The organism is Vibrio sp. GLN_1 (assembly GCF_043106015.1).
GTDB lineage: Bacteria > Pseudomonadota > Gammaproteobacteria > Enterobacterales > Vibrionaceae > Vibrio > Vibrio parahaemolyticus.
Map to the genome: position 1 here is coordinate 222,960 of NZ_JBICMD010000017.1, position 11,686 is coordinate 234,645.

Sequence of the window (11,686 nt, forward strand, 5' to 3'; positions counted from 1 at the left end):
ACTAATAAGAGACAACTATCACTAATGAACCCAAGGCCCAATTGAAGTTGATGGAGGTTTAGGCAAAATAACTTGCTGTTTCGCTTATTAATTAACCTAAATAAAAAGCCCCGAAAGACAAACGTCTCTCGGGGCCAAACAATTGTAAAAATTGATGATTACAAATCCAGTCTGACCAGTTCATCAGACCAAATAATAAACTTATTTTGATGCAACCACTTCACCACACGTCACCATTAGCTGGTCACGTAGCCAAATGTGGCCTTTGTCTTTTTCACTTGATTCATGCCAGCTAAGGAAGCCGCTGATTTCTTTGTTCGCAAATGGGAAATCTAGAATCTGCAGTTGGTCACTGTTCACCGCATTTTCCGCCATCCAGCGTGGTGCGATAGTCACTAACTCAGATTGGCTAACAACGTAAAGCAAGTTGCTTAGGCTTGAACCTTCGTACGCAGCTTGGCAGTCAAGCTCGCGGTACGCCTGCTCAGAGAAGCTACGTTGACCGTGAACTTTAGACAGTTTCGCGTGCTTTTCGTTAATTAGCTGCTCGGCGCTTACGCCACCTTGAATACGTGGGTGCGTTTTCGAAGCGATAACCACCAATTCATCTTTGAAAATTTCTGTGCTTGAGAAACCTTGCTCATCAAAACGAGCGTAATCGATCACGAAGTCGATTTCTTGGTAACGCATGCGCTCAGAAAGAAGACGGTCAAATTCCGCGTCTAGATGTAGCTGAACGTTTGGCGCTTGTTGATTAATCTTCGCCATGATTTTTGGAGCAAAGCGCATGTCACATGGGCTGCAAATCGCCAGCTTGAATAGACGAGTTGACGACTCTGGTTGGAATACCGAGCTTGGCAATTCGTTACGGATCAGTTGCAATGCTTGGCGGATAGGGCCAAACAGTTGACGCGCACGTTGAGTTGGTTGAATACCACGGCCCTGACGCATGAACAGTTCATCGTTAAACATCACTTTTAAGCGTGCCACGGCATTACTTACTGCCGGTTGAGACATGCCTAAGTTGTGTGCTGCACGAGTGATATTTTGCTCTTGCATCACAGCATCAAATACAGTCAGTAGGTTCAAATCTACACCACGCAAAGTGCTTTCCATACGGTAGCTAGCAATTGCGCTCATCGCATCTTTCTTCTCTAACATTGAGTGCGCCTCTTTTGTAATCGTCAAATTGTTTCAATGAATTCATAACGAATAGAATCCCATCTCGCACAAAAGACGGCGGCTGGATTCGAATCATTTTTACGAATAGAAACCTAATTTTTATTATATTTATCGTCCGGATACTTCCGGCTCGAAGCGTACTATCAACTAATCGATTGGGGTTTAGCAACTAGATTGATATTTAATCACTAAATTTTAGCCGCTTAGGTATTTAATCCTTTAAAATCAATCAATTGAGAAAAATATAAAAAACTATAAAACAACTAAAACCACACTCTTTGAGTATGTATTTAGCAAATTGATAAGACTAAGAACAAACATCGAAACATATTTACCCCACCTATCAATAACCAGCAGACCAAAAAACACAGCCTATGTCTTTGGCGTAAATTTGCGCGTATCAGTCAAATAATCTGCAATTAAACAATGAATAGAAATGAACGAGAGGGAATAAAAATGCAGCCCTTCGAAATCGAAAAGCTGCATCAAGTACCATGTAGGAATGTTGGAAGGGACGTAATAATAGGTAGTTAATAGTTATTATGTATTTGCCACAAACAATCCGAGCAAACAAACTTAGATATTGGATACATAGCTCGGAAAATCCACCTGCTCCCACAACTGTTTGGAGAGTTCTTCTTGCGAATCCCACGCCCCTTGTAAAACCCAATTCACGATGGCTTGTGCAACGTCGGGGTATTTAACACTCTCAGCTTGCTGCTCTTTGAGCCACTGACGTACGGTAGAAATGTCTAAACTGTCCATTGCAGTGGCTAACCCAAGATCTTCAAGCGTGGCTACGTTGCTCTGCTGTTCAAATTGTCCTGCCAGTGGTTTCATTAGCAGTTTTTTGCCAAGAGAAAGTGCTTCTGAAGGCAGTTCAAAACCGCCGTTGGCGATGACCCCACAGCAACAATGTAGATGGTGCTGAAAGTTGGTATGGCACAGCGGACGCAATTCTATGTTCTCCACTTTCTCTACTTCTATCACGTCGGGGTGATAACAAATAAACGTCTGCTGATTAAAGTGGAACAACAAGTCGCAGATGTCCTCAATCGACTCAAACGGTAAATACACCAACACGAAATCATCGTTATCCGCTTGGTTATCCAAAGTGTGGACGATGGGCGGTAGCAACGGCTGGTCAAAGTGATACCAGTGCAATCCAAGCTGATGTTGAGATGGTGCAAAATACTCAAGTACTGATTTATCCAGCCAGCTAGCCCCCTTCAGAGGCACTGGATAGCGAAACGCATTTTGGTGACTGATACCGATACACGGCTTATTTTGTTGACGAGCTGCCCAAGCCGTGACGGGTTCAAAGTCGTTGATGATTAAATCATAAGGCGCCAGATTAAGTTGGTTCACTTCTTTGAAAAAATGAATCAAATTGTTGTTCAAGGCCGTTTTGGCGTAATTGACCGAGCCTTTTTCCGTCACAAACGTAAAACCGCGACGAGTCTGATAATCGCCAAACGCTTCCATTGAAAAGTATTTCTCCGGTGCTCGTCCAGAAAAAAGAAAGTCGACCTGCACATCGTGCGATTCAAATGCCTTGCTCATTGCACGTGCACGTGCGATATGGCCATTTCCCGTACCTTGAACACCGTATAGAATTTTCATCCATTAGCCTCCTACGATCGCAATAGCCAGAGCACCACACGCACTTCCCAACAGCGCCCCGATGATGACGTCAGTAAAGAAATGAACACCGAGCAAAATACGCGCCGTACCAATTAAGCTCGCCCAAGAGAATGCGACATAACCGAGTTCTGGGTAGTAATGGTTGATAAGTGTTGCCATGACAAACGCAGCAGCAGTATGTCCAGACGGTAAACTGTAGCGATCAGAAGGGGTGATAAAAGCAGGTAACAAAGCGCTCAGTTCTTCGGGGCGACGGCGTTTAAAGCTGTTTTTTAGCGTCCAGTAAATGGGTAGCTCGACGGTAAATGCCAGCAATCCGGCTAACATAAACCAAGAGCCGTGTTCTTTATCTAAATACCAAGCTAACAGCCCTAAGACGACGTAGAGATGCCCATCTCCACTGTGCGAAACGCCTTTACTGATGTTGGCAACTTGTTGGTTAAAACGATGCTGAAGACATACGCTAGAGAATGCTAAATCAAACTTAGCGATGGTTGCTATTGGCTGTGTGATTGTCTCAATGGTTCGCATGTGACCTTCCCTTACTTTGACAACGCCTTTGTGTGCAAAGTAGGAGGTTTAGGTGACAGCTACATGACGGGAAGTTGGACAATTAGTGACAAAAGTAGAATGGACGGAATAGCGCACATTGATGTCCCCAACCATACCGTTAAACACATCAATAAAAGCAATAAGAATTACGAAGGGTTAGCTGGTGAGGCAGACGGCGTATCGATATACCAAACTTTGCGTTTTTTGCGGCATGCGCGTAATGACCCCGTGGTCACATCACCGTCTTTAGTTAACTCATAGCTCAGCGCTCGACACGTGTAGCTGCCCAGCAGCTCGTGTCGGGCACTCGATACAGAATGAGTCGCTTGCTGAGCATCGAGCAACGGATTCGGTTGAGTCGACAAAATATCGCGATTCACGACGTTGCTGCGTACGTAATCTTGATGCACGTAGCCCTTAATAACGCCTTTTTGTTCAACCAGAATCCAAGGTTCTCCTTCTACTCTCGCCAACGCATTGAACACTTCGCCTTTTTCAAGTTGCCCCAGCTTTGTACTCTCTACACTCGGTTTGGAGCGCAAATTTAACCCCGTTTTTGAACGATAGGAGACATCCATGAACTCCAGCTTGTTAGAGGTATCCACTCCTTCTTCTACTGGTCTGACTATCTCAGCTTGTTGCCACTCATTAGGTTGCACGCGGATCTTCCACCACGAATAGGTGTCAGGATCTTTGCCTTTGAATTTATCTCGGCTATCCGACTCAAGCGCCACCAGCATCTGATTTAAGAAAGATTCCCGCCCTTCACTGCTTAAGTACATGTCCATTTGATCGCTGATGACCATAATACTTTGCGCATGATCGTTCACGATCACCGGAGAAGCCACCTCAGCATTCGTGTTTGATTGAAACAGCTGACAACCAGATAAGCTGATCAATGTTAATGCGAGTGCCGAACGTCCAAGTTGTTTTGCTGTGACCATGAATCCTTTACCTTCTGTTTCTCTTCACCTAATGCAACTGCACTACTATAAATGGTCAGCGCGTATTTTCGCCAAGCAATTAAGACCTTTGTGTGATAAGTCGCAATCCCTATACCGGAATTTTGATAACACAAAGCTTTAGGCTGTGATCTTTGTCGCCCGCTCAGGTTCTAGCACGTTTCCTTCACTTTTAACTGATTGCACTTTGAATTGATTGAATGTGTCGATGTATCAGCTGCCTATTATTAAACCACTCATCCGATATGAATAAAAAATCGACTTTAGGGTTGACGCGCTCCAAGGAGTGCGGTACTAATTTGTTAACTTAAATTTGTGGAAAGCTTAACAACTATGTCAGCTCATTTTTCTATCCTGCTTAGCCTCCTCCTGATCGTGACCAGTTCGCGCGGGTAGGCTGTGGAAGAAAAATAACCACACCAATTTCTTAGAAACCCGCATGAAAATGCGGGTTTTTTTATATCTAAATACTGGAAGTAAACGATTAACTTGCACGAAAGTGCAGAAATCAGGAAGGAAGCAAACATGAACGATCAGGTCATTATATTCGACACCACCTTGCGTGATGGCGAGCAAGCGTTGTCAGCAAGCTTGACGGTTAAAGAAAAACTGCAGATTGCCTATGCGCTTGAAAGGCTGGGCGTTGATGTTATCGAAGCTGGTTTTCCTATCTCTTCCCCTGGCGATTTCGAGTCCGTACAAACTATTGCAAAACACATCAAAAATAGCCGAGTTTGTGCCCTTTCGCGTGCCGTTGCGAAAGACATCGATGCCGCAGCTGAAGCGCTAAAAGTTGCTGACCAATTCCGTATCCACACTTTTCTAGCCACTTCCACGATTCACGTTCAAGACAAGCTACGCCGCAGTTACGATGACGTACTTGAAATGGCGGTCAACGCCGTTAAACACGCGCGTAACTATACCGATGATGTCGAATTTTCTTGTGAAGACGCAGGCCGTACGCCAATCGACAATCTATGTCGCATGGTTGAAGCCGCAATTGATGCTGGCGCAAGTACCATCAACATTCCCGATACCGTTGGCTACACAGTGCCAAGCGAGTTCGGTGGCATCATCCAAACGCTTTTCAACCGCGTGCCGAACATCGACAAGGCCATCATTTCAGTGCACTGTCATGATGACTTGGGCATGTCGGTCGCAAACTCAATTGCAGCAGTACAAGCCGGTGCTCGCCAAATTGAAGGCACCATCAATGGTATCGGCGAGCGTGCGGGTAACTGCTCACTAGAAGAGATCGCGATGATCATCAAGACGCGTCAAGAGCTGCTGGGCGTAAGCACGGGGATCAAGCACGAAGAAATCCATCGTACTAGCAAGTTGGTGAGTCAACTGTGCAACATGCCGATCCAAAGCAACAAAGCGATCGTGGGTGCCAATGCATTCAGCCATTCTTCAGGTATCCACCAAGACGGCATGTTAAAGAACAAGAACACTTACGAGATCATGACACCTGAGTCGATTGGTCTTAAGAACCAAGCACTTAACCTAACCAGTCGTAGCGGCCGAGCGGCGGTGAAGAGCCACATGGATTCCATGGGTTATAAAGAAGATGAGTACAACCTAGACGCACTGTACGCCGATTTCTTGAAACTGGCCGACCGTAAAGGCCAAGTGTTTGATTACGATTTGGAAGCACTAATGCACTTCTCCAACTTGCGTGAAGAAGATGATTTCTACAAGTTGAATTACCTAAGCGTGCAATCGGGCAGCGTGATGGCAACCACCAGCATCAAGATGCAATGTGGTGATGCGGAAATGTGTGAAGCGGCGGTCGGCAATGGTCCGGTTGATGCGCTATACCAATGTATCTACCGCGTGACAGGTTACGAGATCGTACTAGATAAATTCGATCTAACCGCAAAAGGTGAAGGTGAGGATGGTCTAGGTCAAGCAGACATCATTGCCAACTACAAAGGTAGAAAATACCACGGTACGGGCGTTTCAACCGATATCGTAGAAGCTTCTGGTCAAGCACTATTGCATGTTATCAACAGCATCCATCGCGCAGACACCATTGCCGAGATGAAGCAGAACAAGATTGCTACGGTATAGTCATGCTGAGCTTTATCGCTCAGAGACACACAACACGATTTCAAATAATTAAGCTCAAAAATTAGAAGATTAAAGGAATAACATGACAGACAAATCATACAAAATTGCCGTACTTCCTGGTGACGGCATCGGCCCAGAAGTGATGGCTCAAGCGCATAAAGTTCTGGATGCGATCGAGCAAAAACATGGCATCTCATTTGAGCGCGAAGAACATGATGTTGGTGGTATTGCTATCGATAATCATGGTTGCCCACTTCCAGAAAGTACGGTAACAGCGTGTGAAGAGTCTGACGCGGTTCTATTTGGTTCGGTTGGTGGCCCTAAGTGGGAACATTTGCCACCAAACGACCAGCCAGAGCGCGGTGCATTGCTGCCACTACGTAAGCACTTCCAACTGTTTTGTAACCTTCGTCCAGCGCAAATCCACGCTGGTCTAGAAGCTTTCTCACCGCTACGTGCAGACATCTCAGGTCGCGGCTTTGATATCGTGGTCGTACGCGAATTAACTGGTGGCATCTACTTCGGCCAACCGAAAGGCCGTGAGGGTGAAGGCGCTAACGAAAAAGCGTTTGATACCGAGGTGTACCACCGCTACGAAATCGAACGTATTGCAAAAATCGCGTTTGAATCGGCTCGTCTACGTCGTAAGAAAGTGTGCTCAATTGACAAAGCAAACGTTCTGCAGAGTTCTATCTTATGGCGTGAAGTTGTGGAAGAGATTGCCAAAGACTACCCAGATGTCGAGTTGTCTCACATGTACATCGACAACGCGACCATGCAGTTAATCAAAGACCCAGCCCAGTTTGACGTCATGTTATGTTCAAACATCTTTGGCGACATCATCTCTGATGAGTGTGCAATGATCACGGGCTCTATGGGCATGTTGCCTTCAGCAAGTCTTAACGAAAGCAAGTTCGGCCTATACGAGCCTGCCGGTGGCAGCGCACCAGATATCGCAGGCAAAAACATTGCTAACCCAGTTGCGCAGATCCTTTCTGCAGCACTGATGCTGCGTTACAGCCTTGGCGAAGAAGCTGCGGCGCAAGATATCGAATCCGCAGTATCTAAAGCACTTTCGGCAGGCGAGCTTACCGCAGACCTAGCAAGCGACAAGCCTGCACTGACGACATCAGAAATGGGTGACAAGATCGCTGAGTACATTTTGAACTCATAAACAGACTGACATTATAAATATAACTGTCGTTTGCCATCACCGCATCGGATCATCCCGTTGCGGTGACAAGGACGACGAGGAAAGGAAGCAATGGGCAAAACACTATACGAAAAAGTCTACGACGCACACGTTGCAGTCGCGGCAGAAGGGGAAACCCCTATTCTTTATATTGATCGTCACTTGGTACACGAAGTGACCTCTCCACAAGCCTTTGATGGCTTGCGTGAAAAAGGTCGTAAAGTTCGTCAGGTTAGCAAAACGTTCGCCACGATGGATCACAACGTATCGACCACAACCAAAGACATCAACGCCTCTGGCGAGATGGCGCGTATCCAAATGGAAACGCTATCGAAAAACTGCGAAGAGTTCGGTGTTACCCTTTACGACCTAAACCACAAATATCAGGGCATCGTCCATGTTATGGGCCCAGAGCTAGGCATTACTCTACCGGGTATGACCATCGTTTGTGGTGACTCTCATACCGCAACACACGGGGCATTTGGCTCACTGGCTTTCGGTATCGGCACCTCTGAAGTTGAACACGTATTAGCGACTCAAACGCTAAAACAAGCACGTGCGAAAACAATGAAAATCGAAGTGAAAGGTAAAGTCGCACCGGGTATTACCGCGAAAGATATCGTTCTAGCGATCATCGGCAAAACAACGGCTGCGGGCGGTACTGGTTATGTGGTTGAATTCTGCGGTGAAGCGATTACTGACCTTTCTATGGAAGGCCGTATGACGGTATGTAATATGGCCATTGAATTGGGCGCAAAAGCAGGCCTAATTGCACCAGATGAAACCACGTTTGAATACATCAAAGGTCGTAAGTTCTCACCGCAAGGCGCAGATTTTGATGCCGCAGTAGAGTACTGGAAGACGTTAAAGACTGACGCAGATGCCGAATTTGATGCCGTTGTTACACTGAACGCTGCTGACATCAAACCACAAGTAACTTGGGGCACAAACCCAGGTCAGGTCATTGCCGTTGACCAACCGATTCCAGCACCAGAAAGCTTCACTGATCCAATCGAAAAAGCGTCTGCTGAAAAAGCATTGGCTTACATGGGCTTAGAAGCAGGCAAATCATTGTCTGATTACCAAGTAGATAAAGTGTTTGTTGGCTCTTGTACTAACTCTCGCATCGAAGACATGCGCGCTGCCGCCGTCGTGGCGAAAGGCCGTAAGGTCGCATCGCACGTTCAAGCATTGATTGTCCCGGGCTCAGAACAGGTGAAAGCACAAGCAGAAGCCGAAGGCTTGGATGTCATCTTTAAAGAAGCGGGCTTTGAATGGCGTCTACCAGGTTGTTCAATGTGTTTAGCAATGAACAATGACCGTTTGGGACCTCACGAGCGTTGTGCATCAACATCAAACCGTAACTTTGAAGGTCGTCAAGGCCGTGATGGTCGTACCCACTTGGTTAGCCCTGCAATGGCAGCCGCGGCAGCTATCGCTGGTCACTTTGTTGACATTCGTGAATTAACTTTTGATAAACAGGATTAGGGAGAACAATCATGTCAGGTTTTAAACAACATACTGGTTTGGTTGTGCCTCTAGATGCCGCCAACGTTGACACGGATGCCATTATTCCAAAGCAGTTTTTACAAAAAGTTTCTCGCCTAGGTTTCGGTAAGCATCTTTTCCATGACTGGCGCTTCCTTGATGATGCAGGCGAGCGACCAAACCCTGAGTTTGTAATGAATGCGCCACGTTACCAAGGCGCTTCTATCCTACTTGCGCGTGAAAACTTCGGCTGTGGCTCATCTCGTGAACACGCACCTTGGGCTTTGGCTGATTACGGCATTAAAGCGATGATCGCACCTAGTTTTGCGGACATTTTCTACGGCAACTCCATCAACAACCAAATGGTTCCGGTTCGTCTGACTGAGCAAGAAGTGGATGAACTGTTCCAATTCGTTGAAGCCAATGAAGGTGCGCAAATTGAAGTGGATCTGGAAGCCCTAAAAGTGCGCGCAAACGGCAAGGAGTATGACTTTGAAATCGACGAGTTTCGTCGTCACTGCCTGCTTAATGGCTTAGATAACATCGGTTTGACGCTTCAGCACGAAGACAAAATCGCTGAGTATGAAGCCAATATCCCGAGCTTCCTGCGTTAAAACGCATCCTTGAATACACAAATAACAGGCTGACCATTGTCAGCCTGTTTTGTTTTTATGCGTAGATTAAAGAAAGAAAACAACAACTAGACGGGTCTACACTAACAATCAAGTCTCACTAAAGGTATCTCTATGAAGCGTTTCTTATTGCTACTGTGTGCCCTACTCTCCTTTTCCGCTCTGGCCGCACCAAAAGCCGACTTATGGCCTTATTGGCAGCAGTCCAACGGGGTCAACCAAACCTCAATCTCTCATCTGGAGTGGCAACAGTTACTCGACAGCTATCTAGTTACCCGAGGTGACAACACTCTATTTCGTTACAACCAAGTCTCGTTCGCCGATAAAACAAAGTTAAAGCAGTACATTCAACGTCTCGCTAGTTTAAATCCATTGCAATACCGCCAAGCCGAGCAATACGCATATTGGGTAAACCTGTACAACGCGTTGACGGTTGACCTAATTTTGGATAACTACCCGATAACGTCGATCACCAAGTTAGGCGGGCTGTTTAGCTTTGGCCCATGGGATCAAGATGTCATCACCATTAACGGAAAAAGTCTGACCTTAAATGATATTGAGCACCGAATTTTACGACCAATCTGGCAAGACCCAAGAACGCACTACGCTGTCAATTGTGCAAGCCTAGGCTGCCCAAATCTTCAAACTCAAGCTTTTACCGCTGAGAATACTCAAACCTTGTTAGAGAGTGCCGCAAAGACCTTTATCAACAGCAAAAAAGGCGTCTCTATTGAAGGTAACACGGCGAAAATATCTTCAATTTATGAGTGGTTTGCCGTTGATTTTGGTGGTGAGAAAGAGGTGTTTAACCACATCAGAAAGTACGCGCCACAATACAACCATTTTTCAGGTCGGGTGAAGTACGACTACGATTGGAACTTGAACCAAGCCGACTGATTTATTCAGCTTTGTTCAGCTTGAGATGCTTTTAGCCACCGATAACCCAAAAGCTAAAAAAGGGCACCAAGTGCCCTTTTTACTTTCTAGTTTGCTTGCTAGATTTTGGCTTACTTAAAGCCTTTTACCTTTTTAATTAAATCGTAAGCGTTTTGAATTTCTTGCGATTTTTCTTTTGCGACGTTCATCATTTCTGGCGGTAAACCTTTGGCCATCAACTTATCAGGGTGGTGCTCATTCATTAACTTACGGTAAGCTCGTTTAACGGTTTTACCGTCCGCCTCTGGTGACACATCCAAAATTTTGTACGCATCGGCCAATTGATCCGCCTGTGAGGCTTGCTGCCAACCTGACGACTGGTATTGACCTTGTTGCTGGCCATGGAAACCACCTTGATGTTGGAAACGGAACGCCGCTTCTTGCATTTGCAGGCGACGCTCTAGTTGCTCAGATGAGAAACCTAAACCACGAGCAATTTTGTGCAGCACATTACGTTCGCTTGGATGGATAGCTCCATCAGCAAAGGCCGCGGAAATTTGCAGTTCAAGGAAGAATTGCAGCAAATCAAAACGGCCAGCGGTCGAGATTTTTACACGCACCAGCACATCTTCTAATGGGAAATCACTCTCTTTCCCTTCGCGGAACGCATCTTGCGCCGCACGGCGTTGTTCGCCATGCAAATTCATACGATCCATCATGGCAGTCGCAAGTTGGATCTCTTCTTTAGTGACCTGCCCTTTGGCTTTTGCCACGTGTCCCATTACTGCAAACGCCGATTTAAAGAATTCTTCCTGACGCTGTGCCTGACTTGGTCCTTTTCCAAAGCCGCCTGTAGAGAACCCAGCTTGACTTAAACGTCGGGCTTTATCGAATTGGTGACCAATAAATAAACCAAACAGCAAACCGAATGGACCACCCAGTAACAAGCCAAAAAAGGCACCCAGAATTTTGCCAAAAATATGCATTATGTGTTCTCTATCAATGAATTTTTATCGACGACGACGGTCTTATAGTGCCGGATGGAACGATTTCCTTTATGATAATGGAATTAGTTTTATTTCGGC

Annotated in this window: 10 protein-coding genes; 5 read left to right on the top strand and 5 right to left on the bottom strand. The window is 46.0% G+C overall.

Annotated elements, in window-relative coordinates:
* Positions 1-201 precede the first annotated feature (201 nt).
* From calR to ACF8OV_RS09330, 4 genes are all read right to left on the bottom strand, one after another.
* Positions 202-1,161 carry a LysR family transcriptional regulator CalR gene (gene calR / locus ACF8OV_RS09315; RefSeq protein WP_005459522.1) on the bottom strand — a complete coding sequence of 320 codons (960 nt, stop codon included), beginning with the start codon at positions 1,159-1,161 and terminating at the stop codon, positions 202-204.
* Between the two features lie 597 nt (positions 1,162-1,758).
* On the bottom strand, positions 1,759-2,805 hold the full coding sequence (locus tag ACF8OV_RS09320) for an MJ1255/VC2487 family glycosyltransferase (RefSeq protein WP_025558304.1): 1,047 nt from the start codon (positions 2,803-2,805) through the stop codon (positions 1,759-1,761).
* Between the two features lie 3 nt (positions 2,806-2,808).
* A complete protein-coding gene (locus tag ACF8OV_RS09325; RefSeq protein WP_243196977.1) occupies positions 2,809-3,357 on the bottom strand; it encodes a phosphatase PAP2 family protein in 549 nt (182 codons plus the stop codon).
* Positions 3,358-3,524: 167 nt separating this feature from the next.
* A complete protein-coding gene (locus tag ACF8OV_RS09330) occupies positions 3,525-4,322 on the bottom strand; it encodes an SH3 domain-containing protein (protein ID WP_023584988.1) in 798 nt (265 codons plus the stop codon).
* A 543-nt stretch (positions 4,323-4,865) separates the two neighbouring features.
* Here ACF8OV_RS09330 and leuA point away from each other — a divergent pair.
* From leuA to ACF8OV_RS09355, 5 genes are all read left to right on the top strand, one after another.
* Positions 4,866-6,413, top strand: a complete 1,548-nt coding sequence (gene leuA, locus ACF8OV_RS09335) for a 2-isopropylmalate synthase (protein WP_243196978.1) — start codon at positions 4,866-4,868, stop codon at positions 6,411-6,413.
* Between the two features lie 82 nt (positions 6,414-6,495).
* Complete coding sequence (gene leuB / locus ACF8OV_RS09340; protein WP_005459506.1) at positions 6,496-7,587, top strand: 3-isopropylmalate dehydrogenase; 1,092 nt, start codon at positions 6,496-6,498, stop codon at positions 7,585-7,587.
* Positions 7,588-7,677: 90 nt separating this feature from the next.
* On the top strand, positions 7,678-9,093 hold the full coding sequence (gene leuC, locus ACF8OV_RS09345) for a 3-isopropylmalate dehydratase large subunit (RefSeq protein WP_005459505.1): 1,416 nt from the start codon (positions 7,678-7,680) through the stop codon (positions 9,091-9,093).
* A gap of 11 nt (positions 9,094-9,104) precedes the next feature.
* Positions 9,105-9,707, top strand: coding sequence for a 3-isopropylmalate dehydratase small subunit (gene leuD, locus ACF8OV_RS09350; RefSeq protein ID WP_005480538.1), 603 nt, complete (start codon positions 9,105-9,107; stop codon positions 9,705-9,707).
* 132 nt (positions 9,708-9,839) lie between these two features.
* Positions 9,840-10,622, top strand: a complete 783-nt coding sequence (locus ACF8OV_RS09355) for a DUF547 domain-containing protein (protein ID WP_031815902.1) — start codon at positions 9,840-9,842, stop codon at positions 10,620-10,622.
* A gap of 110 nt (positions 10,623-10,732) precedes the next feature.
* Here ACF8OV_RS09355 and djlA read toward each other — a convergent pair whose 3' ends face one another.
* Positions 10,733-11,587: a co-chaperone DjlA gene (djlA, locus tag ACF8OV_RS09360; RefSeq protein ID WP_023584992.1), complete on the bottom strand. Its 855-nt coding sequence runs from the start codon at positions 11,585-11,587 to the stop codon at positions 10,733-10,735.
* Positions 11,588-11,686 lie beyond the last annotated feature (99 nt).

What these genes read in the sequence shown, in the direction of transcription:
- calR (WP_005459522.1), bottom strand. Translation starts at nt 1,161, where the DNA reads ATGTTAGAGAAGAAAGATGCGATGAGCGCAATTGCTAGCTACCGTATG.
- ACF8OV_RS09320 (WP_025558304.1), bottom strand. Translation starts at nt 2,805, where the DNA reads ATGAAAATTCTATACGGTGTTCAAGGTACGGGAAATGGCCATATCGCA.
- ACF8OV_RS09325 (WP_243196977.1), bottom strand. Translation starts at nt 3,357, where the DNA reads ATGCGAACCATTGAGACAATCACACAGCCAATAGCAACCATCGCTAAG.
- ACF8OV_RS09330 (WP_023584988.1), bottom strand. Translation starts at nt 4,322, where the DNA reads ATGGTCACAGCAAAACAACTTGGACGTTCGGCACTCGCATTAACATTG.
- leuA (WP_243196978.1), top strand. Translation starts at nt 4,866, where the DNA reads ATGAACGATCAGGTCATTATATTCGACACCACCTTGCGTGATGGCGAG.
- leuB (WP_005459506.1), top strand. Translation starts at nt 6,496, where the DNA reads ATGACAGACAAATCATACAAAATTGCCGTACTTCCTGGTGACGGCATC.
- leuC (WP_005459505.1), top strand. Translation starts at nt 7,678, where the DNA reads ATGGGCAAAACACTATACGAAAAAGTCTACGACGCACACGTTGCAGTC.
- leuD (WP_005480538.1), top strand. Translation starts at nt 9,105, where the DNA reads ATGTCAGGTTTTAAACAACATACTGGTTTGGTTGTGCCTCTAGATGCC.
- ACF8OV_RS09355 (WP_031815902.1), top strand. Translation starts at nt 9,840, where the DNA reads ATGAAGCGTTTCTTATTGCTACTGTGTGCCCTACTCTCCTTTTCCGCT.
- djlA (WP_023584992.1), bottom strand. Translation starts at nt 11,587, where the DNA reads ATGCATATTTTTGGCAAAATTCTGGGTGCCTTTTTTGGCTTGTTACTG.